This window comes from Pseudomonas sp. B35(2017) (assembly GCF_002113645.1).
GTDB classification, from domain to species: Bacteria; Pseudomonadota; Gammaproteobacteria; order Pseudomonadales; family Pseudomonadaceae; genus Aquipseudomonas; species Aquipseudomonas ekonensis.
In genome coordinates, this window is record NZ_NEIZ01000009.1 from 61,624 (window position 1) to 88,398 (window position 26,775).

A 26,775-nucleotide genomic window follows, 5' to 3' on the forward strand; every position below is an offset into this window, starting at 1 on the left:
GCGGCGGGCGCGGGGATCAGTTGTTGTAGAGGTCCAGGTCGCCGAAGTGCTTGCGCTGGATCTGCGCGTAGATGCCCTTGTCATGCAGGGCCTTGATGGCGGCGTTGAGCATGCCCTTGAGCTCGTCGTTGCCCTGGCGCACGCCGATGGCGATGTCCGACGGGATCATCGGGTCGCTGATGCCTTCGCTGTTCTGGAACGGCGCGCCCTGGGGGGATGCGAGGAAACTCATCTGCGCCTGCAGCTTGTCCTGGATCGACGCGTCGAGGCGGCCGAACACCAAGTCGGCGTAGACCTGGTCCTGGTTCTGGTAGGCCCGCAGCTTCACCCCGGCCGGCCCCAGGCGGGCCTTGGCGTAGGCCTCCTGGATCGTGCCCTGCATGTAACCGATGGTCTTGCCCTTGAGGGACTCGCCGGTGGGCAGCAGGCCCGAATCCTTGCGGGTGACGATGGCGGTCGGTCCTGCGTACAGGCGGTCGGTGAAGTCGATCTGCTTCTTGCGTGCGTCGGTCACGGTCATCGACGACTCGATGGCGTCGAACTTGCCGGCCTTGAGCGCCGGGATCAGCCCGTCGAAGTCATTGCTGACCCACACGCACTTGACCTTCAGCTCGGCGCAGATGGCATTGCCCAGATCCACGCCGAAGCCCTGCACGCCGCCGTCGGCGGTGGTCGACTCAAAGGGCGGGTAACTGGGGTTGACGCCGAACCGCAGCTCTTTCCATTCCTTCGCATGGGCGCCGGTTGTGCAGCACAGCAACGCGAGTACGGACACGCTCAGCCATTTGGTTTTCATCTTCTTGAGTCCTGATCTGTCTGGAATTGTCGCGGCCGCGCCGGTCGGCCGCCTTTATGGGCAGGAACAGAAAGTCGATGCGGCATCGGCCGCAACAGCGTTCTTGTTGTTTTTGTTCCGGGACATGCGTGATGCCCGGGCTGAAACCCTTGGCGCAGAGCGCTCGGGATCCGGGGGCCAGAATGCCAACAGACCGTCGGCGGCAGGTGTCGTATGGGGCGGCGGCGACCCCTCTATTGTGCTGATAACGGCACGTTCACAGCCGATTCTGTCGCGGGCGCCGAAGATCCGGCACTTGCGACGGGACACGGTCGCCGGCATGACAAAAATGCAGCCCCCCCCTGCACGGATCCCGGTTGTGCACGGCAAATTTGCACTGTTACGATCCGGCAACGCTCGCGCGCGAGCACACCGCACACATCGCACAAAAAACAATAAAAGCAGGGAGTTACTGATGACTGCTCAGGCTTCATCCCCGCGGACGCCGTCCATGGATGCCACACAGAACGACGTGCTGGCCGAGGTTCGCAATCACATCGGTCACCTGACCCTCAACCGCCCCGCCGGGCTCAACGCCCTGACCCTGGACATGGTCCGCCAGTTGCAGCGCCACCTCGACGCCTGGGCGGGCGATGACCGCATCCGCGCCGTCGTGCTGCGCGGCGCCGGCGAAAAGGCGTTCTGCGCCGGCGGCGACATCCGTTCCCTGTACGACAGCCACAAGAGCGGCGACACGCTGCACGAAGACTTCTTCGTCGAGGAATACGCCCTCGACCTGACGATCCACCGCTACCGCAAACCGGTGCTGGCGCTGATGGACGGTTTCGTCCTGGGCGGCGGCATGGGCCTGGTGCAAGGCGCCGACCTGCGGGTGGTCACCGAGAAAAGCCGCCTGGCGATGCCGGAAACGGCCATCGGTTACTTCCCGGACGTGGGCGGCAGCTATTTCCTGCCACGCATCCCCGGCGAGCTGGGGATCTACTTGGGCGTCACCGGCGTACAGGTCCGTGCCGCCGATGCGCTGTACTGCGGGTTGGCGGACTGGTATCTGGAGAGTGCCGCACTGGCGACCCTCGACGAGCGGCTCGACCACCTGCAATGGCACGACACGCCGCTCAAGGATCTGCAGAGCCTGCTGGCCGGGCTCGCCGTGCAGACCCTGCCCGACGCGCCGCTCCAGGCCCTGCGCCCGGCCATCGACCATTTCTTCGCGTTGCCTGACGTGCCGAGCATCGTCGAGCAACTGCGCACCGTGACCGTCGCCGACAGCCACGAATGGGCCACCGCCACCGCGGACCTGATGGAGACCCGTTCGCCGCTGGCCATGGCCGTGACCCTGGAAATGCTGCGCCGGGGCCGGCACCTGAGCCTGGACAACTGCTTCGCCCTCGAACTGCACCTGGACCGGCAGTGGTTCGAACGCGGCGACCTGATCGAGGGCGTGCGCGCCCTGCTGATCGACAAAGACAAATCCCCACGCTGGAACCCGCCCACCCTCAAGGCGCTGGACGCCGCACGGGTCGCGGGTTTCTTCCAAGGTTTCACTGAGAGCGGGAGCTGAGCCATGCACGATCTCGAACTGACTGAAGAACAAGTGATGATCCGCGACATGGCCCGGGACTTTGCCCGCGGCGAAATCGCGCCCCACGCGCAAGCCTGGGAAAAGGCCGGCTGGATCGACGACGGCCTGGTGGCGAAGATGGGCGAACTGGGCCTGCTCGGCATGGTGGTGCCGGAGGAATGGGGCGGCAGCTATGTCGATTACGTCGCCTATGCCCTGGCGGTGGAAGAGATTTCCGCCGGCGACGGTGCCACCGGCGCGTTCATGAGCATCCACAACTCGGTGGGCTGCGGCCCGGTGCTCAACTACGGCAGCCAGGCCCAGAAAGAGACCTGGCTGACGGACCTGGCCAGCGGTCAGGTGATCGGCTGCTTCTGCCTGACCGAACCCCAGGCCGGCTCCGAGGCGCACAACCTGCGCACCCGCGCCGAACTGCGCGACGGCCAGTGGGTGATCAACGGCGCCAAGCAGTTCGTCAGCAATGGCAAGCGGGCCAAGCTGGCCATCGTGTTTGCGGTGACCGACCCGGAGCTGGGCAAGAAAGGTATCTCGGCGTTCCTGGTGCCCACCGACACCCCGGGCTTCACCGTTGACCGCAGCGAACACAAGATGGGCATCCGCGCCTCCGACACCTGCGCCGTGACCCTCAACGATTGCCGCATCCCCGAGGCCAACCTGCTGGGCGAGCGCGGCAAGGGCCTGGCCATCGCCCTGTCCAACCTCGAAGGCGGCCGCATCGGCATCGCCGCCCAGGCTTTGGGCATCGCCCGCGCAGCCTTCGAAGCGGCGCTGGCCTACGCCCGTGAGCGCGTGCAGTTCGGCACGCCGATCATCGAGCACCAGAGCATCGCCAACCTGCTGGCCGACATGCACATGCAACTGAACGCCGCACGGCTGATGATCCTGCACGCCGCCCGCCTGCGCACCGCCGGCAAGCCGTGCCTGTCCGAAGCCTCCCAGGCCAAGCTGTTCGCCTCGGAAATGGCCGAGAAGGTCTGCTCCTCGGCGATCCAGATCCATGGCGGGTACGGGTACCTGGAGGATTACCCGGTGGAGAAATACTACCGGGACGCGCGGATCACCCAGATCTACGAAGGGTCGAGCGAGATCCAGCGCATGGTCATCGCCCGCGAGCTCAAGCACTACCTGATCTGAAAGCAAAAGACCGCAGCCTGCATGAGGCTGCGGTCTTTCTCTGAACCGTGTCGACTGACACTCCGCCATCGCTGGCAAGCCAGCTCCCACAGGGTCTGTGTCGAGCACACCATCTGTGAACGGCCCGGTTAACTGTGAAAGTTGCTGTGCGACGATTCGGCTTGCCAGCGACGGCGTCAGCAGCGGCGCCGCCTCATTGGCCCTTGAACTCAGCCTCGCGCTTGGCGATGAACGCCGCCATGCCTTCTTTCTGGTCATGGGTGGCGAACGCCGCATGGAACACCCGGCGCTCGAAGCGCACGCCTTCGGTCAGGTTCACTTCGAAGGCGCGGTTGACGCTTTCCTTGACCATCATCGCAATCGGCAGCGACTTGCTGGCGATCACCGCCGCCACTTTCAGCGCCTCGTCCAGCAATTCGTCGCTCGGCACGATGCGCGCCACGATGCCGCAACGCTCGGCCTCTTCGGCGCCGATCAGACGGCCGCTCAGGCACATCTCCATGGCCTTGGCCTTGCCCACCGCGCGGGTCAGGCGCTGGGTGCCGCCCATGCCCGGCAGCACGCCGAGGTTGATTTCCGGCTGGCCGAACTTCGCGTTGTCGCCGGCCAGGATGAAGTCGCACATCAGCGCCAGCTCACAGCCGCCGCCCAGGGCGAAACCGTTGACCGCCGCGATGATCGGCTTGCGCCGGTTGGCCACCCGGTCGCTGTCGCTGAACAGGTCGTCCATGTAGATCTGCGGATAGGTCAGCTCCGCCATTTCCTTGATGTCGGCGCCGGCGGCGAAGGCCTTCTTGGAACCGGTGATGACGATGCAGCCGATGTTCGCATCGGCTTCCAGACCGTCCAGGGCACGGTTCACTTCGCTGACCAGTTGCGCGTTCAGGGCGTTGAGCGCTTGCGGCCGGTTCAGGGTGATCAGGCCGACGCGGCCATGGGTTTCCAGCAGGATCGTTTCGTAGCTCATGTGTGGATTCCTTCTCAAAGATTGCGCGAAATGACCATGCGCTGAATGTCGCTGGTGCCTTCGTAGATCTGGCAGACCCGCACGTCGCGGTAGATGCGCTCCAGCGGGAAGTCGTTGAGGTAACCGTAACCGCCGAGGGTCTGCAGTGCCATCGAGCAGACCTTCTCGGCCATTTCCGAGGCGAACAGTTTGGCCATCGACGCCTCGACCAGCGCCGGCTGGCCGCTGTCGCGCAGGGCGGCGGCGTAATGCACCATTTGCCGGGCCACGGCGACCTGGGTGGCCATGTCCGCCAGGCGGAAGGCCACGGCCTGGTGCTCGATGATCGGCTTGCCGAAGCTGTCGCGCTCACGGGCGTAATCACGGGCGGCCTCGAACGCGGCGCGGGCCATGCCCACCGATTGCGAAGCGATGCCGATGCGCCCGCCTTCCAGGTTGGCCAGGGCGATCCTGTAGCCCTCGCCCTCTTCGCCCAGTCGGTTGGCCACCGGCACCTTCACGTCCTCGAAGAGGATCTGGCAGGTGTCGGAGGCGTGCTGGCCGAGCTTGTCCTCGACCCGCGCGACGCTGTAGCCCGGCGAGTCGGTGGGCACGATGAACGCGCTGATGCCGCGCTTGCCGGCGCCCGGATCGGTCACCGCGAACACGATCACGACCCCGGCGTTCTGCCCGGAGGTGATGAACTGCTTGCAGCCGTTGAGCACGTAGTGGTCGCCTTCCAGCCGCGCCCGGGTCTTCAGGCTGCTGGCGTCGGAACCGGCCTGGGGCTCGGTCAGGGCGAAGGCGCCGAGCATCTGGCCGCTGGCCAGCGGCTTGAGGAAGCGTTCGCGCTGGTCGTCGTTGCCGAACTTGAGGATCGGCACGCAGCCCACCGAGTTGTGCACGCTCATGATGGTCGAGCAGGCGCCGTCGCCGGCGGCGATCTCTTCCAGGGCCATGGCGTAGGCCAGGTAACCGGTGTCGCAACCGCCCCACCGCTCCGGCACCAGCATGCCGAAGAAGCCCAGGCCGGCCATTTCGCCGATGGCTTCCTTGGGGAAACGGTGCTCGCGGTCCCACTCGGCGGCGAACGGCTTGAGCCGCTTCTCGGCGAACTGCCGGGCCATGTCGCGGATCTGTTGTTGGTCTTCGTTGGGAATCATGGTGAATCCTTAAAAAGTCACGCCGACTGCTTCGTGTGGGAGCCAGCCTGCTGGCTCCTACAGGGGTTGGGACCTGGCGATCAGTAGAGGCATTCCACGGCCATCGCCGTGGCTTCGCCGCCGCCGATGCAGATCGCCGCCACACCGCGCTTCAGGCCCCTTTGGCGCAGGGCCGAGAGCAGCGTCACCAGGATCCGCGCGCCGGACGCGCCGATCGGGTGGCCCAGGGCACAGGCGCCGCCATGGACGTTGAGCTTTTCGTGGGGGATCTCCAGGTGGGTCATGGCGGCCATACCGACCACGGCGAAGGCCTCGTTGACTTCCACCAGGTCGACCTGCTCCAGGGACCAGCCGGTTTTCTTCATCAGCTTCTTGATCGCACCGATGGGCGCCACCGGGAACAGGCCCGGCGTGTCGGCGAACGCCGAATGGCCGTGGATCACCGCCAGCGGCTTGAGGCCCAGCGTCTGCGCCTGGGACTGGCGCATCAGCACCAGCGCCGCCGCGCCGTCGGAGATCGAGCTGGAGTTGGCCGCCGTCACGGTGCCACCCTCGCGGAACGCCGGCTTGAGCGAAGCGATCTTGTCCAGCTTGGCCTTGGGCGGCTGCTCGTCGTTGCTGATCACCACCTGTTCCTTGCCGACGGTCACGGTCAGCGGAACGATCTCATCCTTGAACGCGCCGTCCTTGATCGCCTGCTGGGCGCGGGTGGTCGAGGCGATAGCGAAGGCATCCTGGGCCTCGCGGGTGAAGCCGTTGGTCTCGGCGCAGTCCTCGGCGAAGGTGCCCATCAGGCGGCCCTTGTCGTAGGCGTCTTCGAGGCCGTCGAGGAACATCGAGTCCAGCACCCGGCCATGGCCCATGCGGTAGCCGCTGCGGGCGCGGTCGAGCAGGTACGGCGCGTTGGACATGCTTTCCATGCCGCCGGCGATGACCACGTCGGCGCTGCCGGCCACGAGCATGTCGTGGGCCAGGATGGTGGTCTCCATGCCGGAGCCGCACATCTTGTTGACGGTGGTGCAGCGGGTCGACTTGTTCAGCCCCGCGCCCAGCGCGGCCTGGCGCGCCGGAGCCTGGCCGAGGCCGGCGGGCAGCACGCAGCCGAACAGGACTTCATCGACGGCATCGGCCCGGATGCCGGCACGTTCGACGGCGGCCTTGATGGCGGCGGCGCCCAGCTGCGGCGCGGTGAGGCTTTTCAGTTCGCCCTGGAAGCCGCCCATCGGGGTGCGGACGGCGCTGACGATGACGATCGGATCGTTGGCGGTGGTCATGACAAATCCTCCTTACTTGGCGGCCATGCGCAAGGCGCCGTCGAGACGGATCACCTCGCCGTTGAGCATGCTGTTCTCAATGATATGCCGAACCAGCGCGGCGTACTCGGCAGGCTTGCCCAGGCGCGGCGGGAACGGCACGCCGGCGGCCAGGGAGTCGCGCACCTCGGGGGTCATGCCGGCCATCATCGGGGTCTCGAAGATGCCCGGGGCGATGGTCATCACACGGATGCCGAACCGCGCCAGCTCGCGGGCGGCGGGCAAGGTCAGGCTGGCGATCGCGCCTTTGGAGGCCGAGTACGCGGCCTGGCCGATCTGGCCGTCGAACGCGGCGACCGACGCGGTGTTGATGATCACCCCGCGTTCGCCGTCGGCGTTGGCTTCGCTTTCGGCGATGGCCGCAGCGGCCAGGCGCAGCATGTTGAAGCTGCCGATCAGGTTGACGTTGATCACCTGGCTGAAGCTGGCCAGCGCGTGCGGGCCGTTCTTGCCCAGGATCTTCTCGCCGCGCACGATGCCGGCGCAGTTGACCAGCCCGTTGAGGCTGCCGAACGCTTTGAGCGTCGCCTGCACGGCGGCTTCGGCGGCGGCCTCGTTGCTGATGTCCGCCACCGTGCTGTGGGCGCCGAGGCGCTGGGCCTGGGCGGCGACGGCTTCGGCGTTCATGTCCACCAGCATCACCTTGGCGCCGGCCTTGACCAGCGATTCGGCGGTGGCGGCCCCTAGGCCGGACGCGCCGCCGGTGACGATAAATACCTTGTTCTCGATCTGCATGACGGTTTCCTTGGATTCAAGCTGAAACGTTTTTCGCCGCGGCCTCTTGAGCCTTGGCGATTTCCTGGTTGCGCAGGATGAAGCGCTGCAACTTGCCGCTCGGGGTCTTGGGCAAGTCGCTGACGAATTCGATTTCACGGGGGTACGAGTGCGCGGCCAGGCGCTTGCGCACGTGTTGGCGCAATTCTTCGGCCAACGCAGGTTCGGCGCGGTACTGCGGGTTGAGCACCACGAAGGCTTTGACCAGTTCGGTGCGCTCAGGGTCGGGCTTGCCGACCACCGCCGCCTCGATCACCGCCGGGTGTTCGATCAGCGCGCTTTCCACGTCGAACGGGCCGACCCGGTAGCCGGACGTGGTGATCACGTCGTCGCTGCGGCCGACGAAGCTGATGCTACCGTCGGGGTTCCACTCCACAGTGTCGCCGCTCAGGTAGTAGTGGCCGACGAAAGCCTTGGTCGGCGCGCCTTCGTAGCCGGCGAACCAGCACATCGGCGAGCGGTCGCGGTCGATGGCGAGGATGCCGGGCTGGCCGACGCCCAGTTCGGTGTTTTGCTCGTCGAGCACCACGATGCGGTGGCCCGGCGAGGCGAAACCGGCGGCGCCCAGGTGGATCGGGTGCTCCAGGCCATGGTGGTTGCACAGCACCATGCCCAGTTCGGTCTGGCCGTAGTGGTCGTGGATGGCCACGCCCAGGTTGTCCGCGAACCAGCGGATCACCTCCGGGTTCAGCGGCTCGCCGGCGCTGCTGACGATGCGCAGCTTGCCCTTGATCGACTTGGCGAACTCGTCGCCGCCGGCGATCAGCAGACGGTACGCGGTCGGCGAGCCGGTCAGGTTGGTGATGCCGAGCTTGTTGATCACCCGGCAGGTGCTTTCGAGGGTGAACGGGCCGTCGTAGAACGTGATCGGGTGCCCCATCGACAACGGCCCGGTGACGCCGAAATAGATGCCGTAGGCCCAGCCCGGATCGGCCACGTTCCAGAACGCGTCTTCCGGGCGCAGGTCCACGGCGTCGCGGGTGTAGCTCTGGAAGGCGACGATGGCCTTGAGCGGCACCGACAGCGCCTTGGACGGGCCGGTGGTGCCGGAGGTGAACATCAGCAGGAACGGGTCTTCGCCGGTGAGCAGCACCGGTTCGCAGACGTTGGAATGGTGGGCCAGTTCGGCCCAGAAACTGAAATCGCCCCGCACGATGCCCTGGCCCTTGGCGCCGCCGACGGTGACCACGGTCGGGCAACCGTCGACTTCGGCGAGCTTGGGCCGGTTCACGGCATCGGTGACCACCACTTTGGCGCCGGAACTGTTCAGGCGATGTTCCAGGGCCTTGGGCCCGAACGCGGTGAACAGCGGCTGGTACACCGCACCGATGCGCCAGGTGGCGAACACGGTGATGAGCAGTTCGATGTTGCGCGGCAGCAGGCCGGCGACCTTGTCACCCTTGCGCACGCCCTGGGCGAGCAGGAAATTGGCGAAGCGCGCGGCCTGATCCTGCAGGTCGCTGAAGGTGTAGGTCGCGCTGGCGCCGTCGCGGCCTTCCCAGAACAACGCGATGCGACCCGGCAAGGCGTGACGGTCACAGCATTCGACACAGGCGTTGAGCGCCTCCAGCGTGCCGCTGAGGGCGGCGTCCACGGTGTGCTGATAGTTGAACTGTTCGGTGGCGGACAAGTAATCGCGCATTGCCAGAATCCCTCTGTGTTCTTATTAGGTTGGGGAACCGTAAACAACACCGGGATAGTCGCTCCGCACAGGGAGCGCGGCAATGGTCAAAGGCGTCAAGTTGGATGACCGGTTTGGCCAAGGCTCAGGCCCTGCGGGAGCCGGCCTGCTGGCGATGAGGCCGGTCAATTCATCGCAGAATCCAGATCAGACCGCCTCATTCAGGATCAGGCTGCGGTAATGCCCGGGATTGCTCCCCGACCACTTGCGAAACGCCTTGTAGAACGAACTGGCATCGGCAAACCCCAGGCGCGCCGCGATTTCGGCGAAACTGATCGAAGGCTCCGCCAGCCAGGCGATCGCCAGTTCCTTGCGCACGCCGTCCTTGAGGCCCTGCCAGGTCTGCCCTTCTTCCGCCAGCCGGCGGCGCAGGGTCGAGGCCGACATGCACAACTGCTGGGCCAGGGCTTCGGTTTCCGGCCACTGCTCGGCGGGCAACTGGCGCAGGTCGTGACGGATCCGGCTGGCCAGGCTTTGCGGGTCGCGGTACTTCACCAGGATGTTGGCCGGGGCATGGGCCAGGAAGCGCTTGAGCTCATCGGCGCTGCGCTTGATCGGCAGGTCCAGGCAATCGGCGGCGAAGATCATCCGGGTGCGCGGCCGGTCGAAGCGCAGGTTCTGCGAGAACATCACCCGGTAGTCGTCGCAGAAGTCCGGCTGCGCGCAACGCAGCTCGATGGACAGGATCGGGATCCGCCGCCCGGCCAGCCAGCAGGCCACGCCGTGGACGATCATCCAGTAGGTGAAATAGGTGAACGCCCGGCGCGGCTCGGGGTCCTCCTCCAGCAGAACGATCTCCGCCAGGCTCTGCTGATGCACCAGTTGCGCCGGCAGCTTGTCCAGCATCAGCGACAGGAAACTCAGCCCGCTGGCCAATCCCAAGGCAAGGTTGGGTTGCGCCATCGCAGTGCGACAGAGGAACGCCAGGCTGCCGGACTTGAGCCGGCGCGGATCCATGCCGAAGAACTCGTCATCGCCGCGCCGGGCCAGCAGCCGCCAAAGCCTGGCGTACTGCGAGGCCGGCACCCGGCTGTGGTCGGTCTGCAGCAGCGCCGGGGCGATCCCGACCTTGTTCAGCACTTCTTCCGTGGCCTGGCCCGGTGCGCAGCTTTGCAGCAGCGCCTCGCGCACAAGCTGAATGGCGATGGTGTCTTTTTCCGACATGGAGCGCGGCTGATCCGTGGTTGTTCGAGTGCCGGCATCTTAACGCAGCGGCTCAAGGCCGGCACATTTCCTGGTGAGCAGCAGCCCTATAGCGCCTTCGCTGATGTCATCGCCAGCAGGCTGGCTCCCACAAGGATCTCCTTCTACGGCCACCGCTGTTTCGGCCATGCAAAAACAGGTTGTTCAGCTAAGGTTCAGGTAAATGTCAACGGATGCCATGTGAGAATGAATTTCATTATGTTACAACTTGTAACTACATTTCCCGACCCCATGGACACCGAATGCTCGTCCCTTTTTTGATCATGTTGCGCGAGGGCATTGAAGCCGCGCTGATCGTCGGCATCATCGCCAGTTACCTGCAACAGACCGGCCGCGGGCAATGGATGCCGGCGGTGTGGATCGGCGTGTTTCTCGCGGCGGCCCTGGCCTTGCTGGTGGGTGGCGGCCTGGAGCTGGTCAGCGCCGAGTTTCCGCAGAAGCAGCAGGAACTGTTCGAAGGCGTGGTCGGCCTGGTGGCCGTGGGCATCCTCAGCTCCATGGTGTTCTGGATGCGCAAGGTGGCGCGCTCGATCAAGCACTCTTTGCAGGCGTCCCTCGACCAGGCCCTGACCACCTCCAAGCACCAGGTCATCGCGCTGATCGCCATGGTGTTCTTCGCCGTCGCCCGGGAAGGCCTGGAAACCGTGTTCTTCCTGCTGGCGGTGTTCCAGCAGAGCGAAGGCCCGGCCGCGCCGATCGGCGCCCTGCTCGGCCTGGTCCTGGCGGTCATCGTCGGCTTCCTGATCTACACCGGCAGCATGCGCCTGAACCTTTCGGCGTTCTTCCGCTGGACCGGGCTGTTCATCCTCGTGGTCGCTGCCGGGATCCTCGCCAATTCCGTGCAGGCCCTGCATGAGGCCGGGCTGTGGAACCACTTGCAGACCGTACTGTTCGACGTCAGCGAGACATTGCCGATGGACGGCCCCGTGGGTTCGGTGCTGGCCGGCATGTTCGGCTATCAGGACGCGCCGACCGTCAGCACCTTGGGTGCCTACGTGATCTATCTGGCGGTGGCGCTGGCGGTGTTCTTCTATCCGGCGGCGGCCGTCGGCCCCCAGTCCGCCGACAAATCTCCTTCCGTTTCCAGCCAGTAAGGGCCTTCATGTCAAAGCCATCCTCTCTTCAGGCCTCCCCTCCCCGCGCCCTGCGCTGGGCGGTGGCCGGCTCGGTGATCGTGATGATCGCCGCCGGCGGCCTGTTCTACTACGCCTCGAAACTGGCGGCGGCCAAGCGTCAACTCAACCACGACGAAGTGGTGGTCAACATCCATCCGCGCAGTTGCGAGCCGAATGAACTGACCGTGCCGGCCGGCCACTCCAGTTTCCGCATCGTCAACCGCTCCGACCGGGCGGTGGAATGGGAAATCCTCAGCGGCGTGCTGGTGATCGAGGAACGGGAAAACATCGCGCCGGGCCTGAGTCAGGTGATCAACGCCAACCTTGCGCCCGGCACCTACACCATCACCTGCGGCCTGCTCAGCAACCCGCGCGGAACGCTGACCGTGACGCCCACCGCCGCTTCCGAGGCCGCCGCCAAGGCCAAGCCGTCGATGGTCGCGTTCGTCGGGCCGCTGTCGGAGTTCCGTGTGTACGTGGCCATGCACAGCAGTGCGTTGATCAAGTCCGTCAAGGCACTGAACCAGGCCATCGACAGCGGCGACCTGGCCCAGGCCCAGGCGCTGTACGTGCCGGCCCGTGCCGCCTATCAACGCCTGGCCCCTGCCGCCCAGCGCCTGGGCGAGCTGGACAACGCCATCAACGCCCGCGCCGACTATTTCGAGCAACGCGAACAGGATCCGGGGTTCACCGGGTTCCATCGCCTGGAATACGGGCTCTTCCAGCAGCGCAAGCTCGACGGCCTGGCCCCGGTGGCCAAACGGCTGCTGGACGACGTGACCACGCTCAAGCTGCAGTTGCTGGCCCAGTCGCTGCCGCCGGAGCAACTGGTGGAAATCGTGGTGCGCAACCTCAACACCCTGGCCGACGTGCGCATGGCCAGCGGCGAAGAGGAACGCTACAGCCACAGCGACCTCAACGGGTTTGCGGCCAACATCGAGACTGCCCGCAAGGTCATCGACCTGCTGCGCCCGATGCTGGCCAAATCCGCCGCCGACCTGGTGCCCAAGATTGACCAGGCACTCACCGACGTCGACGCCGAACTCAACGGCCTGAAGGCCGATGGCGCCTACGTCCGCTACGACACCGTCAGCGGCGAGCAACGCAAGGCGCTCGCCGACAAGGCCAAGACCCTGGCCGACACCCTCGACGCCATTGACCCCGCCCTCGGCCTCTCCGGCCTGTAAGCAGAAGACGACCCGCGATGAACGATACAGAAGACTTCAACCTGCAACGCCGCCGCCTCCTGATGGGCATGGGCGCCGCCGGCGTTGCGCTGGCAGGCTCCACCCTGAGCTGCCCGGCGATGGCCGCAGCGGCCGAACCTGCGCAAGTGACCGAAGCGCCCAGCAGCGACAAGACCCAGGACCGCCACGACTTCCATGGCGTGCACCAGACCGGCATCGTCACCCCGCGCCCGGTGGCCGGCATGCTGGTGGCCTTCGACGTGCTGGCCACCGACCGTGACGACTTGGAGCGCCTGTTCCGCACCCTCAACGAGCGCATCGCATTCCTGATGAAGGGCGGCCCGGTGGCCCAGGTCGACCCGAAGCTGCCGCCGCTGGATTCCGGCATCCTGGGGCCGGTGGTGACGCCGGACAACCTGACCATCACCGTCTCGGTGGGCGAATCGCTGTTCGACGAGCGCTTCGGCCTGGCCGGCGCCAAGCCCAAGCGGCTGATACGCATGGTCGGTTTCCCCAACGACGCCCTCGAAGCCGACTGCTGCCACGGCGACCTCAGCCTGCAGTTCTGCTCCAACACCGCCGACACCAACATCCACGCCCTGCGCGACATTGTGAAGAACCTGCCGGACCTGCTGCTGGTGCGCTGGAAGCAAGAAGGCAGCGTGCCGCCCCAGGCCCCGGCGAAACCCGGTACGCCTGCGCAGTCGGCCCGTAACTTCCTGGGCTTTCGCGACGGCTCGGCCAACCCGGACTCCACCGACGCCAGCGTCATGAACCGCATCGTCTGGGTGCAGCCGGGCAGCGACGAACCGGCCTGGGCCGCCCACGGCAGCTATCAGGCGGTGCGGATCATCCGCAACTTCGTCGAGCGCTGGGACCGCACGCCGCTGCAGGAACAGGAAAGCATCATCGGCCGGGTGAAGACCACCGGCGCCCCGATAGGCGCCCATCACGAGACCGAAGTGCCGGACTACGGCCAGGATCCCCACGGCAAGCTGACCAAGCTCGACGCCCACATCCGCCTGGCCAACCCGCGCACCGCCGCCACCCAGGCCAACCTGATCCTGCGCCGGCCGTTCAACTATTCCAACGGCGTGAACAAGAACGGTCAGCTCGACATGGGCCTGCTGTTCATCTGTTACCAGGCCGACCTGGAAAAAGGCTTCATCACCGTACAGACCCGCCTCAACGGCGAGCCGCTGGAGGAATACCTCAAGCCGATCGGCGGCGGTTACTTCTTCACCCTGCCGGGTGTCACGGGCGACAAGGACTTCATCGGTCGCTCGCTGCTCAACGCTACCCAACCCAAAACAACTGCATAAGCCCAGGAGCCGCCACCCCATGAAGAAAACGCCTCTCGCGTTGCTGCTGACCTTAGGTCTGCTCAACACCCCGCTTCCGGCCTTCGCCGCCACCGCGCCGCTGGACCTGGTGGGGCCGGTGTCGGACTACAAGATCTACGTCACCGAGCAACTGGATGAACTGGCCAGCCACACCCAGCAGTTCACCGACGCCGTGAAGAAAGGCGACCTGGCCACCGCGCAGAAGCTCTATGCGCCGACCCGGGTGTTCTACGAGTCCATCGAGCCGATCGCCGAGCTGTTCAGCGACCTCGACGCCTCCATCGATTCCCGGGTGGACGACCACGAGAAAGGCGTGAAGGCCGAAGACTTCACCGGGTTCCACCGCATCGAGTATTCGCTGTTCTCCGAGAAGAGCACCGACGGCCTGGATGCCCTGGCGGACGGCTTGAACAAGGACGTCAAGGACCTGCAGGCCCGTGTCGCCGGCCTGACCTTCCCGCCGGAGAAAGTGGTGGGCGGCGCGGCGGCGCTGCTGGAGGAAGTGGCGGCGACCAAGATTTCCGGTGAGGAAGACCGCTACAGCCACACCGACCTGTACGACTTCCAGGGCAACATTGACGGGGCGAAGAAGATCGTCGACCTGTTCCGCCCGCAGATCGAGAAGCAGGACAAGGCGTTCGTGGCCAAGGTCGACAAGAACTTCGCCACCGTGGACAAGATCCTGGCCAAGTACCGCACCCAGGACGGTGGGTTCGAGACGTATGACAAGGTGAAGGAGAACGACCGCAAGGCGTTGGTGGGGCCGGTCAATACCTTGGCGGAAGACCTTTCCACGTTGCGTGGGAAGCTGGGGCTGAACTGATTTTCTGTCGTGTTCTGAAGGGCCCTATCGCGGGCAAGCCCGCTCCCGCATTGGATCTGCGTCGCACACAGATCCCTGTGGGAGCCAGCCTGCTGGCTCCCACAAAGCATCCCCGCAGGCCGCAAGCCTCCCCACAAAAGGCTGGGGTGAACAGGCCTGTGTGGAGCGCTACAGAATGCGGTACAGCAGGCGCTCCACCCTCACCCGGCTCACACGCTTGAGGAACTTGGCCACCCCGGCCGGGTAGTCCGGCAAGGCTTCCAGGCTCTGGAAATGCGCGATCCGCGTGGTGTGGCGCATGATGTTGTCCAGTTCCTGCTGCCGCGGCTGCAGCCACTCCCCCTTCGGATCGTCGATCAGCAGCGCGTTTTCCAGGTCAAGACGGAACGCCCGCGGGTTGAGGTTGTTGCCGGTCAGCAAGGTGCGGCGCTCGTCGATCCACATGCCCTTGAGGTGATAGCTGTTGTCGCCCTCGCGCCACAGGTGCAGGTTCAGCTGGCCGCTGTCGATCGAGCGCTGATGGCGCTTGGCGAACCGCCGCAGGCTGATCTCGTACAGGTACGGCAGCGCCGCGATCACCTTGAACGGCTCGCTCGGCGGGATGTAGAAGTCGTTGGCGGTCTTGTCGCCCACCACGATGTCGATCTTCACCCCACGGGCCAGCGCCCGGTTGATCTCGCGGACCACCCCCAGCGGCAGGTTGAAGTACGGCGTGCAGATGGTCAGCTGCCGCTGGGCGCTGGCGATCAGTTCCAGGATCACCCGGTTCAGCGGATTGTTCTTGCCCACCCCAAGCACCGGGCTGACCGACAGTCCGTTGCGCTCGGTGCTGCCGGCCGTGGTGTCGTAGGCCGCGTGCTTGAGGCGGCTGCGCAGGTCGCCGATGTCGTTGCGCAGGCTGCGGGTGGTCGGCAGTTTCGGCAGATCCAGGCGGTGCACGGCCTTCGACTCGATCAGGCCATGCTTGACCAGATGGTGCATCGAATCCGCCAGTTCGCGGCTGTGCAGCAGGTGATAGCGGTCGAAGCGGTACTTGTCGAACTTGTGCAGATAGACGTTGTTCAGGCTCGCGCCGCTGTACACCACGCAGTCGTCGATCACGAAGCCTTTGAGGTGCAGCACGCCGAACAGCTCGCGGGTCTGCACCGGCACGCCGTAGATCGGCACCGTGCTCTGGTGGGTGCGGGTCATCTCCTGATACCACGCCGCGTTGCCCGGCTGCTTGCCGGCGCCGATCAGCCCGCGCTGGGCGCGCAGCCAGTCGACCACCACGGCGATCTCAAGCTCGGGGCGCTTGAGCTTGGCGGCATGCAAGGCATCGAGGATTTCCTGGCCGGCCTCATCGTGCTGCAGATAGAGCGCAACGATGTAGATGCGTTGGGTCGCCTGGGCGATCTTCTCCAGCAGGCAACGGCGGAACTCGGCAGCGCCGGACAGCACGGTCACGGCCTCGGCGGTCAGCGGAAAGCTGCGCAACTTGGGCAGCAGGGAGCGTTTGAAAAGCAACGGCATAGGGCTCGCTATGGGTCGAATCCGAAGAACCCGAGAGCTTACACCATCGATTCGGCCCGGTCTTGTGAGTGTCTGTAAAGACCTCCTGTGGGAGCCAGCCTGCGGGCGATGGCGTCAATGAAAGCGCCACAGAACAAGAACCCCACCCCTGCGCCCGGGACGATCCGCCAAAACGATCGAGAAGATTCACAAAATATCTTCTTGACCAAGGAGAACGATCGTTCTACTGTTTGCCGCATGAACGAAATCAATAGCAACGACACGACCCGCGACATCATCCTGGATGTCACCGAAAAGTTGATCTACAAAAGTGGCATCGCCGCCACCGGCATGGATCTCCTGGTGAAGACCGCCGGTGTCTCCAGAAAAAGTATCTACCGCTACTTCGCCAACAAGGAGGAGCTCACCGTCGCCGCCCTGCAACGCCGCGACGTGCGTTGGATGCACTGGTACAGGACCGCGGTGGATCAGGCCGAAACCCCGGCCGACCGCCTGCTCAACCTGTTCACCGTGCTCAAGGGCTGGTTCGCCTCCGAAGGCTTCCGGGGCTGCGCCTTCATCAACACCAGCGGCGAGACCGGCGACCCCGAGGATCCGGTGCGCCAGGTCGCCAAAGACCACAAACAGAAACTGCTCGACTACCTGTTCGAGCTGTGCACCGAACATGGCGCCGAGGATCCGCAACAGCTGGCCAGACAGTTGCTGATCCTGATCGACGGCGCCATTACCGTAGCGCTTGTGATGGGTGATCACAGTGCCGCCGATAATGCGCAATGCATGGCGCGAAAGTTATTGGACCTGTAACGCCGAAACAAGCCGACAAGTTGTTTAACTGTTAATTGATCGGGAGACAAATATGTCTACTGCAGCCGAAGTTCGTCCGCCATTGCCGCCGTTCAACCGTGAATCGGCCATCGAGAAAGTTCGCCTGGCCGAGGATGGCTGGAACTCCCGCGACCCGGAACGCGTGTCGCTGGCCTACACCCTGGACACCCAATGGCGCAACCGCGCCGAATTCGCCCACAACCGCGCCGAAGCCAAGGCGTTCCTGACCCGCAAGTGGGCCAAGGAGCTGGACTACCGTCTGATCAAGGAGCTGTGGGCGTTCTCCGATACCCGCATCGCCGTGCGTTACGCCTACGAATGGCACGACGACTCGGGCAACTGGTTCCGTTCCTACGGCAACGAGAACTGGGAGTTCGATGAGAACGGCCTGATGTTCAACCGCTACGCCTGCATCAACGACATGCCGATCAAGGAAAGCGAACGCAAGTTCCACTGGCCGCTGGGCCGGCGTCCGGATGACCATCCGGGCCTCTCGGAGCTGGGCCTGTAAACCCGCGCAGCCTTGACGACACGGGCGCCCCGTCCCTGACGGGGCGTCCGCCGTCGAAAAAACTGAACCGCCGCACCAGGCGCCTCTCAATACTTTTATAGCCCTGCCCGGGCCGTGAAAGATCGGAGGTCGTCATGTCCGCGCCCATCATCAAGCTCTTCACCCAGCCCAACTTCGCCTGGAGCGACATCCGCCGCGAAGAAGAGGCCCATCCCCGGCATTACCTCGCCCACCTGCTGTTGCTCGCCCTGATACCCGCCGTCTGCCTGTTCATCGGCACCACCTCGGTCGGCTGGAGCCTGGCGGCTGGGGAAACGGTCTGGCTCAGCAACGCCAGCGCCTTGCAATTGAGCCTTCTGCTGTACCTCACCACCATCGCCGGTGTGGCGATCATGGGCGGGTTCATCCGCTGGATGTCGCGCACGTTCGACGCGCGGCCGACGCTCAACCAGTGCATCGGCTTCGCCGCCTACACCGTCACGCCGTTTTTCATCGCCGGGATCGCCGGCCTGTACCCCAGTCGCTGGCTCGCCATTCTGGTGTTGGGCGCGGCTTCGGTGTACTCCACATTCTTGCTGTTCGTCGGCTTGCCGACCTTCATGCATGAACGCAAGGAACAAGGCCTGCTCTATGCGGCCAGCGTCTGGGGCGTCGGCCTGCTGGTGCTGGTGACCATTCTGGTGTCGATGATCCTGCTGTGGTTCAACGTGCTGACGCCGGAGTACCTGCGCGCGCCGCTCGGCTAGGCGCGGTCGGGGCGCCGGCCGCTCGCCGTGAGTTTCATCGATTGGGTCGCGGTGCTCGGCGCCGTGCTGCTGGCCCTCGCCCTGACGTCTTCATACCTGCGCTGGCTGCCGGTGACGACCTCGGCGGTGTGCCTGTTGCTGGGCATCGCCATCGGCCCCGCCGGGCTGGGCCTGCTGAAGCTTTCGCTGGACGGCGCCTCTCTGTGGATGGAGCATCTGACCGAAGTCGCCGTGCTGTTCTCGCTGTTCATCTGCGGGCTGAAACTGCGCCTGCCCTTGCGTGACCGGAACTGGCGGATCGCCGCCGGACTGGCGGGACCTGTGATGGTGCTGACCATCCTCGGCGTCTGCCTGCTGCTGCATTACGGCCTGGGGCTGGGCTGGGGCCCTGCGCTGCTGGTCGGCGCGATCCTGGCGCCGACCGACCCGGTGCTCGCCGCGCTGGTTCAGGTCAACGACGCCCGCGACGTCGACAGCGTGCGCTTCGGCCTGTCGGGCGAGGCTGGGCTCAACGACGGCATCGCCTTTCCGTTCGTGCTGCTGGGCTTGTTGCTGCTGCCGGCAGGTGACCTGTCGGACAGGTGGGCCGACTGGGCCTTGCGCAGCCTGCTGTGGGCCGTGCCCGCCGGCCTGCTCAGCGGCTATTGGCTGGGACGCGGCATCGGCCGGATCACCTTGTCGCTGCGCCTGCGCCACGACGACAGCACCGTCAGCCCCAACGATTACCTGGCCCTGGCGCTGATCGCCCTCGCCTATGTGGTGGCCGAATCCTTGGGCGGCTACGGTTTTCTCTCTGTGTTCGCCGCAGGCCTGGGCCTGCGCCAGGTAGAGGTACGATCCACCGGGGCGGAACAGCCACCGGCCGAACACCTGGTGCAACCGGTGGTGGGCCATCAGAACGTCGAACCGCAGCACGCGGTGCACGGCGACACCGAGCGCCTGGAGGACAGCCAGGTGGCCGCCGGCATCATGATGGGCGACATGCTGGCCTTCGGCAGCCTGGTGGAACGGGCGCTGGAAGTGTTCCTGCTCACCCTGCTCGGGGTGGTGCTCATGCCCCATTGGGACTGGCGCGCGCTGGTGGTCGGTGGCGTGCTGTTCGGCCTGATCCGACCGGCCTGTGTGGCGCTCCTGCCGTGGGGGGCACTGTTGACGGGACATCAGCGCCTGCTGATCGGCTGGTTCGGCATCCGCGGCATCGGCAGCCTGTTCTACCTGTTCTATGCCCAGAACCACGGGTTGAACGACGCGCTGACGGCCCTGTGCACCGACCTGACTCTGTCGGTCGTGGCGCTGAGCATCCTGTTGCACGGCGTCAGCACCCAGCCGCTGCTGGCCCGCTATGAGCGGCGCAAGCGCCCTACTTCATCGACCGGGCGATGATCTCCAGCAGGTTGACCTGGGTGAAGGGTTTCGACAGCCGCGGCAATTGCGCCGCAAACCCTTCCAGGCGCTCGGCATAGCCGGTGGCGAGGACGATCGGCAGGTCGGGCTTGAGCACCCGCACCGCATGGGCCAACTGGGCGCCGGTCATGTTCGGCATGGCCATGTCGGTGATCATCAGGTCGATGACTTCCCCCTGATCGAACAGCGCCAGCGCTTGGGCCCCGGACGTCACGCCGATCACCCGGTGGCCCAGGTCCTCCAGCAGCAGCGTCGTGCTGGTGAGCACCAGGCTGTCGTCGTCCACCACCAGCACGCGCAGCCGCGTGACCACCGGCGAATCCTCGGCGCAGGCCAGCGGCTTGCCAGCCACTGCGTCGTCGGCCACCGGCAACCAGAGCTCGGCGGTGGTGCCCTGCCCCTTTTCGCTCTTGAGCACGAACCGCCCGCCCAGTTGCTCGACGAGCCCGTGCACCATCGACAACCCCAGCCCCGTCCCTTTGCCGAGCCCTTTGGTGGTGAAGAACGGATCCTTTGCCGACGCCAGCGTCGCATCGTCCATGCCTTCGCCGCTGTCGGCGAAGCTCAGGCACACATACCGCCCGGCCATCACCGGGGCTTGGGCATGCTCCAGCACGACCTCCGGCCGCGTGCTGATGATCACGCTGCCGCCCTCCGGCATCGCGTCCCGGGCGTTGGTCGCCAGGTTCAGCACCGCCAGCTCCAGCTGGTTGACGTCGGCCATCACCGGATCGAGCCCCTGCGCAAAGCGGGTCTCGATCCGGATCCCCGGCCCCAGGGAACTGCGCAGCAGGCCGGTGATGCCCTGGATCAGCGCGGCCACGTCCACCGGTTCAGTCTTGAGTTCCTGGCGGCGAGCGAACGCCAGCATGCGTTGGGTCAGGGATACGCCGCGCAGCACGCCCTCGGTGGCGTTCTCCAGCAGGCGGCTGACCTTCGGGTCGTCCCCCACCCGTTTTCGCACGATCTCCAGGTTGCCGAGGATCACCGTCAACAGGTTGTTGAAATCGTGGGCGATGCCGCCGGTGAGCTGGCCGATGGCTTGCATCTTCTGCGCCTGGAACAGCGCTTCGCGGGTTTTCTCCAGGGCCTCCTGGGCCTTCTTGCGGTCGGTCAGGTCGCGGGTGATCTTGGCGAACCCGAGCAGTTGCCCGCCGGGGCTGAAGATCGGATCGATCACCACATGGCACCAGAACTGCGTGCCGTCCTTGCGCACGCGCCACCCTTCGCCCTCGAACCGCCCCTCACGGATGGCGGTGTCGAGTGCGCGCTGCGGCAAGCCGGCGGCGCGGTCGCGCTCGGTGTAGAACCGCGAGAAGTGCTCACCGAGGATCTCCGCCTTCTCGTACCCTTTGAAGCGCTTGGCCCCGGAGTTCCAGCTGGTGATGACGCCATGTGGGTCGATCATGTAGATCGCGTAGTCGACCACCGCATCGATCAACAGGCGAAAACGCGTTTCTTCACTGATCGAATTCTTGCTGAAATTTTCGCTCATCGGCTCACACACCCGTCATGACTCTCAGGAGTATGCGTCAAACCACGGGATTGAGAAGCGGCCCGTGCAGATCGACGCCCCCGAATGCGGTCAACGGTAGACGTGCTTCACGATTCGGGCGTGAAGTGCGTTGTAGACAAACATCGGAACCTGATCCACATGCGCGGCCGTCTTGCTCAGGGCCAGGTGGCATTCCCTGATCATTTCGTCGCGTTCAGCCGTCGTGTTGACCGTATTGCCGCTGACCTGCTCGTAGTCGCTGTAGCGGTAGGGTTCGAGCATCGAGGTCACCGTGAGTTTTTTCGACTCATCCAGGCTGTAGGTGCTTTGCCGGCGCAGCACACGGTCATTGAGGGCGCCCAGGCCTCGTTCGTACAGGTGGATCTGCGATCCGTCGACCGTCTTGGCCGCGCTTTCCAGGGCAAAGAGCACCGCGTGGGAATTGCCTAGGCTCGAACGCAGGTCCGACGGCCGCACGAACCGCTCCAGCTCCTGCTTTTCAAGGCTTCTGAAGGCCCGCTTGACCCCCGAGATGAACGCGAACGGCAGGCTGCAGGCGACGATGTGCGCTTCGATCCGGTAGCCGGCGCCTGCAGCGAAGGCCGGCAGATTCGCAAAATCGATGTCGTCGAAGGCGCACTCCACGATCATGGAATACCGGCCGGTGAAGGCCTCTTCGAACAGTTTCGCGCAGACTTCGCGCACGAACGACTCCGTGTGTTCGTACGCGTGCAGCACGCCCTTGCGCAGCATGGTGTCGTATTGCGGATGCTTCTTTCGAAAGTCCGGCGAGTACAGCCGGATGTAGTTCGCGTACTGCCCCGACGGCAGCAGCGTCTTTTCCAGCAAGTAGGTCTTGCCGGAGCCTTGCAGTCCGGCGGTGATCAGCAACTGCGGGACTTCGCTGGCCTCTTTGCCGGTGAACAACGCTTCGCGGATGTCGGTATACGCAGCGTTCACGTCGGCAGGGGTGTAGGCATAGGTCGCAAGTTCGGACATGTCATTGATTTCCTTATCAAGGTTCTGTCGTGAGTGACGGCACCGATAAGGCCTGATGTCTGCGACATTTTCAAAGCAGAAAGATTTACCGGATATCTCTTTGATTTTATTAATGAAAAATCCTACAAGCCCAGTTCCATAACACACGAGTGAGAGGGTCAACGACCTACAGGCTCAAGGGCTTTTGCAGACGCCTCCTCAGAGGCGTCGAGCGCCCACCACTGCGGCAGCAATTGCCGGATCCGGGCTTCGGCGAACCGATCGTCGATCAGCGTCACCACGCCGCGGTCCTCCTGGGTGCGGATCACCCGCCCGGCGGCCTGCACCACCTTCTGCACACCGGGAAACAGGTAAACGTAGTCATGGCCGGCGCCGAACACCGCCGCCATGCGCCGCTTCATCTGCTCGTTCACCGGGTTGAGCTGCGGCAGGCCCAGGGTGGCGATGAAGGCGCCGATCAAACGCGCACCGGGCAAATCGATGCCTTCGCCGAACGCGCCGCCCAGCACGGCGAACCCGACGCCTTGGCCGTCAGCCGTGAAACGGTCGAGAAACGCCTGGCGCCGCTCTTCGGTCATGCCCCGCGACTGCTGCCATTGCGCAATGTGCGGATGCCGCTCGGCCAACAGCTGCGCCACCTGCTGCAGGTAATCGAAACTGCTGAAGAACGCCAGGTAATTGCCCGGACGCTCGCCGAACTGGCGGGCGATCAGTTCGGTGATCGGCGCCAGCGACGCCTGACGATGGTTGAACCGCGTGGAGATCCGGCTTTCGATCCGCACCTGCAACTGCTCGGCGCAGAACGGCGATTCGACGTCGATCGACACCGTGTCGGCCGGCGTGCCGAGCAGATCGGCGTAGAACCGGCGCGGGGCGAGCGTCGCGGAAAACAGCACGGTACTGCGGGCGGCGCCGAGGCGCGGGCCGATGAACGCCGCAGGCACCACATTGCGCAGGCACAGCTGTGAGCGCGGGCGCTTGCGGTCGAGGTCGCGTTTGCTGATGTCGAACAGGTAGTGCGCGTCGAACAGTTCCGCCACCCGGCCGAACTGGAGCATCTCGAAGTAGAAGTTCTGCAGGCCGCTGTCGAGCCCCTGCGGGTGATCGTTGAGGTAGTCGCCGATGCTCGCGCAGCACAGGGAAACGGCCTGAAGCAGTTTCTCCCCCACCTTGTCGTAGGCCTGGTACGGCGCCGTCTGGTCGCTGTGCAGGGCGTTCCACTCGCGGTTGACCCGCTGCAGCGGCTTTTTCAGGGCCTCGGGCGCAGCCTTGCGCACGCTGTCCAGGGTCGCCTGGTCGAGGCTCGCGCTGTACATCTGCCGCCCGCGCTCGACCAGGTTGTGCGCCTCATCCACCAGCACGGCGACCTTCCACTGATTGAACTGGGCCAGGCCGAACAGCAGCGCACTGAAATCGAAGTAATAGTTGTAGTCCGCAACGACCACGTCAGCCCAGCGGGCCATTTCCTGGCTCAGGTAATACGGACAGACCGCATGTTGCCGGGCGATCTCGCGGACCGCCGCCTGATCCAGCAGGCGCACTTGGCTGGCCGCCTGCCGCGCGGCCGGCAAACGGTCGTAGAAGCCCTGGGCCAAGGGGCAGGATTCGCCGTGGCAGGCCTTGTCCGGATGCTCGCAGGTCTTGTCCCGGGCGACCATTTCCAGCACCCGCAACGGCAAGGCTTCGTTGCGCTCGAACAGCACGTGCGCGGCGTCCAGGGCCAGTTGCCGTCCCGGTGTCTTGGCGGTGAGGAAATACACCTTGTCCAGTTGCTGCGGCGCCAACGCCTTGAGCATCGGAAACAGGGTGCCGAGGGTCTTGCCGATGCCGGTCGGCGCCTGGGCCATCAGGCAGCGGCCGGTGCTGACGGCCTTGAACACCGACTCGGCCAGGTGCCGCTGCCCGGGCCGGAAGCCTGTGTGGGGAAACCCCAGTTGTTGCGCGCCGAGGTCGCGGGCCTGGCGGTGGGCCAGTTCCTGTTCGGCCCACTGCAGGAACAATCCGCATTGCTGCTCGAAGAAACGTTGCAGGTCGTCGGCGCTGCAGGCCTCGACCAGGCAGGTTTCCTTCTCGCTGACGATGTCGAAGTACACCAGCGCCACGTTGATCCGCGAGAGCCCGAGCCTGCGGCACATGAGCCAGCCGTAGACCTTGGCTTGGGCCCAGTGCAGTTGGCGATGGTTGGGCGGTTGCGTGGCCAGGTCGCCCCGGAAGGTCTTGACCTCTTCGAGGCAGTTCTGCGCCGGGTCGTAGCCGTCCGCCCTGCCCTTGACCTTCAGGTGGCGGAATTCGCCTTCCAGCGCCACTTCGCTCTGATAGTTGTCGTTGCGGCGGGACGCGACGGTGCGGTGGCCGGCGATGCCCTCCAGCGCCGTCGGCGACGGTGTGAAACGCAGGTCGAGGTCGCCGCACTTGGCGGTGAACTCGCACAGCGCCCGCACCGCGATGCTGTAGCTCACAGGTCCGGCTCCTGCCACTGCACGTAGCAGACCGCCACGGGCATCCGGTGCAGGTCGCAGAACTCCAGCCAGCGCAATTGGTTGTCTTGCAGGCGGTCGCCGGGGCCTTTGACTTCGATCATGCGGTAGGCCCGTTGCCCGGGCCAGAACTGGATCAGGTCGGGCATGCCGGCGCGGTTGGCCTTGATGTCCAGCAGCAGGCGGTCGAACCAGTGCCGCAGGTGTTCGGCGGGCAGGCAGGCCAACGCCTGCTCCAGCAGCGCTTCGGTCAATGCCCCCCAGAACACGAACGGCGATTGGAGGCCCCACTTGGCGACGAAGCGGGTGCGGATCGTGTCGATGTAGCGGCCGTCGTCGAGTTCAGCCAGGCAGGCCCGGAACAGCTCGGCGCGGCGCGGCTGGAAATCCTCATGGTGCAGGTCCGCCGGGCCGCGCTGGAACGGGTGGAAGAACGCCCCCGGCAGCGGCGCGAAGATCGCCGGCCAGCACAGCAGGCCGAACAGCGAATTGATCAGGCTGTTTTCCACGTAGTGCACCGGGCCGTCGTCTTCATGCAGGTGCAACTGGACGCACTGCTCGACCGACAGCGCCGGATCCAGGCACGGCAGGTGCAGGTCCAGACGCTCCACAGGCCTGGCCGCCGCACGCTTGACCGGCGGGCCGCCGAGCTTGCGCCGCAGCCTCGGCAGCACCCGTTGCAGGCCCTGCGCTTCGGCCGCGCTTTCCGGCGACTGCTCGGCAAGCTCGCCCGCCTCCAGCGCCAGGCCGTATTCCCCGCAGCGCTCCAGCACCCGGATCATCCGCAGCCGCGCACCGGGGTACGCGCAGTCGCGGTAGATGCCCAATGCCTGGGCGAACTCGCCGAGGCGTTCGCAATACTGGGCGATCTGGAACAGCAGCTTGCCGCGTCGGCGCTGCAGCCACGGGTTGTCGAACGCCAGCGCGGCGAGCTGCCCGACGATCGCTTGCAGCGGCTCGCCGCTCTCGAAACGCTGCTGGCAGTCGTGCAGGAACAGGCAGGCATCGACGTCGGCCCGGCTGCGCAGGCTGCGGGAGTCGGCGCTGAGTTCGACCTTTTCGTAGGCGTAGATGCCAAGGTCGGCGAGCACGAACTCCGACCAGTCCTGATGCAGGTTGCCGAAGAACATCAGGCGCAGGCGGTCGCACAGCCCCATCACCGTCAGGCTGAACAGGCGCTCGTCCAGCTCGGGGCACCAGCCGCGCAGCGGGCGCGCTTCGGGGAAGCGTTCGTCCAACGACGCCAGCCACTCGGCCTTCTTGCCTTTGGGCCGGTCGATGTACGGGCCGAAGGCCTGCAGGATCTCATCCTTGAGCAGCACGTCGAACAGCTCGGCCATCGACAGCGGTGCGTATTCGTCGAGCCAGCCCCGCGCCAGCAGCGCCCGGGCCGCCTCGCCAATGTCGCCGATCTCCGCGTAGCCGAGCTTGCCCGCCCGGAAATGCACGCCCTTGCGCATGACCAGCCGCACCAGCAGGCCCTGGGAGGCCTGGGGCAGCGCCTTGAAGCCGTGGATGAACGCGTGTTCCGCCTCGTCCATCACATCGGCATAACGAAGCTCAAGCCAATCAAGCACTTGCCGAAAATTGTTAAGGTAATAGAACGGATCGTCGAGGGGATTGGCTGTCACGGTGATGTCGGGGTCGTCGCGTACGGATACTGGTTATGCGTACAGATACCAGCTCGGGCAAGCCTGGCGCAAACGAAAAAGGATCAATGGCCTGCGCCGACGGTTTTTTTCGCCA

At 65.3% G+C, this 26,775-nt stretch carries 22 protein-coding genes; 10 read left to right on the plus strand and 12 right to left on the minus strand.

Annotated elements, in window-relative coordinates; all coding sequences use genetic code 11:
- Positions 1-16: 16 nt before the first annotated feature.
- Positions 17-796, minus strand: coding sequence for a transporter substrate-binding domain-containing protein (locus CAG41_RS16735; RefSeq protein WP_085583079.1), 780 nt, complete (start codon positions 794-796; stop codon positions 17-19).
- A 454-nt stretch (positions 797-1,250) separates the two neighbouring features.
- Here CAG41_RS16735 and CAG41_RS16740 point away from each other — a divergent pair, with 454 nt between their 5' ends.
- Both CAG41_RS16740 and CAG41_RS16745 read left to right on the plus strand, forming a co-directional pair.
- Positions 1,251-2,357: an enoyl-CoA hydratase/isomerase family protein gene (locus tag CAG41_RS16740; protein ID WP_085639627.1), complete on the plus strand. Its 1,107-nt coding sequence runs from the start codon at positions 1,251-1,253 to the stop codon at positions 2,355-2,357.
- A 3-nt stretch (positions 2,358-2,360) separates the two neighbouring features.
- Entirely contained in the window at positions 2,361-3,512 is a 1,152-nt protein-coding gene (locus tag CAG41_RS16745; RefSeq protein ID WP_085583083.1) for an acyl-CoA dehydrogenase family protein, read from the plus strand.
- Positions 3,513-3,705: 193 nt separating this feature from the next.
- Here the strand turns inward: CAG41_RS16745 and CAG41_RS16750 are convergent, their stop codons facing one another.
- From CAG41_RS16750 to CAG41_RS16775, 6 genes are all read right to left on the minus strand, one after another.
- The gene (locus CAG41_RS16750; protein WP_085583085.1) at positions 3,706-4,479 is read right to left on the minus strand and encodes an enoyl-CoA hydratase; all 774 of its coding nucleotides are present in this window, start codon (positions 4,477-4,479) and stop codon (positions 3,706-3,708) included.
- Between the two features lie 14 nt (positions 4,480-4,493).
- Positions 4,494-5,621 carry an acyl-CoA dehydrogenase gene (locus CAG41_RS16755; RefSeq protein WP_085707222.1) on the minus strand — a complete coding sequence of 376 codons (1,128 nt, stop codon included), beginning with the start codon at positions 5,619-5,621 and terminating at the stop codon, positions 4,494-4,496.
- A gap of 80 nt (positions 5,622-5,701) precedes the next feature.
- Positions 5,702-6,895 (minus strand): acetyl-CoA C-acyltransferase, encoded by a 1,194-nt coding sequence (locus CAG41_RS16760; protein WP_085583089.1) that lies wholly within the window; start codon positions 6,893-6,895, stop codon positions 5,702-5,704.
- Between the two features lie 12 nt (positions 6,896-6,907).
- A complete protein-coding gene (locus tag CAG41_RS16765; RefSeq protein ID WP_085583091.1) occupies positions 6,908-7,669 on the minus strand; it encodes an SDR family NAD(P)-dependent oxidoreductase in 762 nt (253 codons plus the stop codon).
- 16 nt (positions 7,670-7,685) lie between these two features.
- Positions 7,686-9,350 carry an AMP-binding protein gene (locus CAG41_RS16770; RefSeq protein WP_085583093.1) on the minus strand — a complete coding sequence of 555 codons (1,665 nt, stop codon included), beginning with the start codon at positions 9,348-9,350 and terminating at the stop codon, positions 7,686-7,688.
- Between the two features lie 186 nt (positions 9,351-9,536).
- Positions 9,537-10,553: an AraC family transcriptional regulator gene (locus tag CAG41_RS16775; RefSeq protein ID WP_085583095.1), complete on the minus strand. Its 1,017-nt coding sequence runs from the start codon at positions 10,551-10,553 to the stop codon at positions 9,537-9,539.
- 281 nt (positions 10,554-10,834) lie between these two features.
- Between CAG41_RS16775 and efeU the strand changes: the two genes are divergently transcribed.
- From efeU to efeO (CAG41_RS16795), 4 genes are read left to right on the plus strand one after another with little or no spacing between them, the layout of a single operon-like run.
- On the plus strand, positions 10,835-11,686 hold the full coding sequence (efeU, locus tag CAG41_RS16780; RefSeq protein ID WP_085707223.1) for an iron uptake transporter permease EfeU: 852 nt from the start codon (positions 10,835-10,837) through the stop codon (positions 11,684-11,686).
- Between the two features lie 8 nt (positions 11,687-11,694).
- On the plus strand, positions 11,695-12,894 hold the full coding sequence (gene efeO / locus CAG41_RS16785) for an iron uptake system protein EfeO (protein ID WP_085707224.1): 1,200 nt from the start codon (positions 11,695-11,697) through the stop codon (positions 12,892-12,894).
- Positions 12,895-12,911: 17 nt separating this feature from the next.
- The gene (gene efeB, locus CAG41_RS16790) at positions 12,912-14,216 is read left to right on the plus strand and encodes an iron uptake transporter deferrochelatase/peroxidase subunit (protein ID WP_085707225.1); all 1,305 of its coding nucleotides are present in this window, start codon (positions 12,912-12,914) and stop codon (positions 14,214-14,216) included.
- A 19-nt stretch (positions 14,217-14,235) separates the two neighbouring features.
- Complete coding sequence (gene efeO / locus CAG41_RS16795; RefSeq protein ID WP_085583103.1) at positions 14,236-15,060, plus strand: iron uptake system protein EfeO; 825 nt, start codon at positions 14,236-14,238, stop codon at positions 15,058-15,060.
- A 168-nt stretch (positions 15,061-15,228) separates the two neighbouring features.
- On the opposite strand, the gene pssA is transcribed toward efeO (CAG41_RS16795), so the two are convergent.
- Entirely contained in the window at positions 15,229-16,572 is a 1,344-nt protein-coding gene (gene pssA, locus CAG41_RS16800; RefSeq protein WP_085583105.1) for a CDP-diacylglycerol--serine O-phosphatidyltransferase, read from the minus strand.
- A 237-nt stretch (positions 16,573-16,809) separates the two neighbouring features.
- On the opposite strand from pssA, the gene CAG41_RS16805 reads away from it, so the two are divergent.
- The 4 genes from CAG41_RS16805 (at position 16,810) to CAG41_RS16820 (ending at position 20,037) form a co-directional block, all read left to right on the plus strand.
- Positions 16,810-17,376 (plus strand): TetR/AcrR family transcriptional regulator, encoded by a 567-nt coding sequence (locus tag CAG41_RS16805; RefSeq protein WP_085583107.1) that lies wholly within the window; start codon positions 16,810-16,812, stop codon positions 17,374-17,376.
- Positions 17,377-17,428: 52 nt separating this feature from the next.
- Positions 17,429-17,908, plus strand: a complete 480-nt coding sequence (locus tag CAG41_RS16810; RefSeq protein ID WP_085583109.1) for a nuclear transport factor 2 family protein — start codon at positions 17,429-17,431, stop codon at positions 17,906-17,908.
- A 134-nt stretch (positions 17,909-18,042) separates the two neighbouring features.
- On the plus strand, positions 18,043-18,654 hold the full coding sequence (locus tag CAG41_RS16815; RefSeq protein WP_085583111.1) for a Yip1 family protein: 612 nt from the start codon (positions 18,043-18,045) through the stop codon (positions 18,652-18,654).
- Positions 18,655-18,681: 27 nt separating this feature from the next.
- Positions 18,682-20,037 (plus strand): sodium:proton antiporter, encoded by a 1,356-nt coding sequence (locus tag CAG41_RS16820; protein WP_085583113.1) that lies wholly within the window; start codon positions 18,682-18,684, stop codon positions 20,035-20,037.
- On the opposite strand, the gene CAG41_RS16825 is transcribed toward CAG41_RS16820, so the two are convergent.
- The 4 genes from CAG41_RS16825 to CAG41_RS16840 all read right to left on the minus strand — a co-directional run bounded on the left by CAG41_RS16825 (position 20,015) and on the right by CAG41_RS16840 (position 26,660).
- Positions 20,015-21,553 (minus strand): PAS domain-containing sensor histidine kinase, encoded by a 1,539-nt coding sequence (locus tag CAG41_RS16825; RefSeq protein ID WP_085583115.1) that lies wholly within the window; start codon positions 21,551-21,553, stop codon positions 20,015-20,017. The genes CAG41_RS16820 and CAG41_RS16825 overlap by 23 nt on opposite strands.
- A gap of 90 nt (positions 21,554-21,643) precedes the next feature.
- The gene (locus CAG41_RS16830) at positions 21,644-22,552 is read right to left on the minus strand and encodes a zeta toxin family protein (RefSeq protein WP_085583117.1); all 909 of its coding nucleotides are present in this window, start codon (positions 22,550-22,552) and stop codon (positions 21,644-21,646) included.
- Between the two features lie 158 nt (positions 22,553-22,710).
- Positions 22,711-25,011: an ATP-dependent DNA helicase gene (locus CAG41_RS16835; protein ID WP_085707226.1), complete on the minus strand. Its 2,301-nt coding sequence runs from the start codon at positions 25,009-25,011 to the stop codon at positions 22,711-22,713.
- Complete coding sequence (locus CAG41_RS16840) at positions 25,008-26,660, minus strand: VRR-NUC domain-containing protein (RefSeq protein WP_085707227.1); 1,653 nt, start codon at positions 26,658-26,660, stop codon at positions 25,008-25,010. Before CAG41_RS16840 ends, CAG41_RS16835 begins: the two co-directional genes overlap by 4 nt.
- Between the last annotated feature and the right edge of the window lie 115 nt (positions 26,661-26,775).

Excerpts from the sequence above, each read along its gene's own strand:
- CAG41_RS16735 (WP_085583079.1), bottom strand. The coding sequence starts at position 796 with ATGAAAACCAAATGGCTGAGCGTGTCCGTACTCGCGTTGCTGTGCTGC.
- CAG41_RS16740 (WP_085639627.1), top strand. The coding sequence starts at position 1,251 with ATGACTGCTCAGGCTTCATCCCCGCGGACGCCGTCCATGGATGCCACA.
- CAG41_RS16745 (WP_085583083.1), top strand. The coding sequence starts at position 2,361 with ATGCACGATCTCGAACTGACTGAAGAACAAGTGATGATCCGCGACATG.
- CAG41_RS16750 (WP_085583085.1), bottom strand. The coding sequence starts at position 4,479 with ATGAGCTACGAAACGATCCTGCTGGAAACCCATGGCCGCGTCGGCCTG.
- CAG41_RS16755 (WP_085707222.1), bottom strand. The coding sequence starts at position 5,621 with ATGATTCCCAACGAAGACCAACAACAGATCCGCGACATGGCCCGGCAG.
- CAG41_RS16760 (WP_085583089.1), bottom strand. The coding sequence starts at position 6,895 with ATGACCACCGCCAACGATCCGATCGTCATCGTCAGCGCCGTCCGCACC.
- CAG41_RS16765 (WP_085583091.1), bottom strand. The coding sequence starts at position 7,669 with ATGCAGATCGAGAACAAGGTATTTATCGTCACCGGCGGCGCGTCCGGC.
- CAG41_RS16770 (WP_085583093.1), bottom strand. The coding sequence starts at position 9,350 with ATGCGCGATTACTTGTCCGCCACCGAACAGTTCAACTATCAGCACACC.
- CAG41_RS16775 (WP_085583095.1), bottom strand. The coding sequence starts at position 10,553 with ATGTCGGAAAAAGACACCATCGCCATTCAGCTTGTGCGCGAGGCGCTG.
- efeU (WP_085707223.1), top strand. The coding sequence starts at position 10,835 with ATGCTCGTCCCTTTTTTGATCATGTTGCGCGAGGGCATTGAAGCCGCG.
- efeO (WP_085707224.1), top strand. The coding sequence starts at position 11,695 with ATGTCAAAGCCATCCTCTCTTCAGGCCTCCCCTCCCCGCGCCCTGCGC.
- efeB (WP_085707225.1), top strand. The coding sequence starts at position 12,912 with ATGAACGATACAGAAGACTTCAACCTGCAACGCCGCCGCCTCCTGATG.
- efeO (WP_085583103.1), top strand. The coding sequence starts at position 14,236 with ATGAAGAAAACGCCTCTCGCGTTGCTGCTGACCTTAGGTCTGCTCAAC.
- pssA (WP_085583105.1), bottom strand. The coding sequence starts at position 16,572 with ATGCCGTTGCTTTTCAAACGCTCCCTGCTGCCCAAGTTGCGCAGCTTT.
- CAG41_RS16805 (WP_085583107.1), top strand. The coding sequence starts at position 16,810 with ATGAACGAAATCAATAGCAACGACACGACCCGCGACATCATCCTGGAT.
- CAG41_RS16810 (WP_085583109.1), top strand. The coding sequence starts at position 17,429 with ATGTCTACTGCAGCCGAAGTTCGTCCGCCATTGCCGCCGTTCAACCGT.
- CAG41_RS16815 (WP_085583111.1), top strand. The coding sequence starts at position 18,043 with ATGTCCGCGCCCATCATCAAGCTCTTCACCCAGCCCAACTTCGCCTGG.
- CAG41_RS16825 (WP_085583115.1), bottom strand. The coding sequence starts at position 21,553 with ATGAGCGAAAATTTCAGCAAGAATTCGATCAGTGAAGAAACGCGTTTT.
- CAG41_RS16830 (WP_085583117.1), bottom strand. The coding sequence starts at position 22,552 with ATGTCCGAACTTGCGACCTATGCCTACACCCCTGCCGACGTGAACGCT.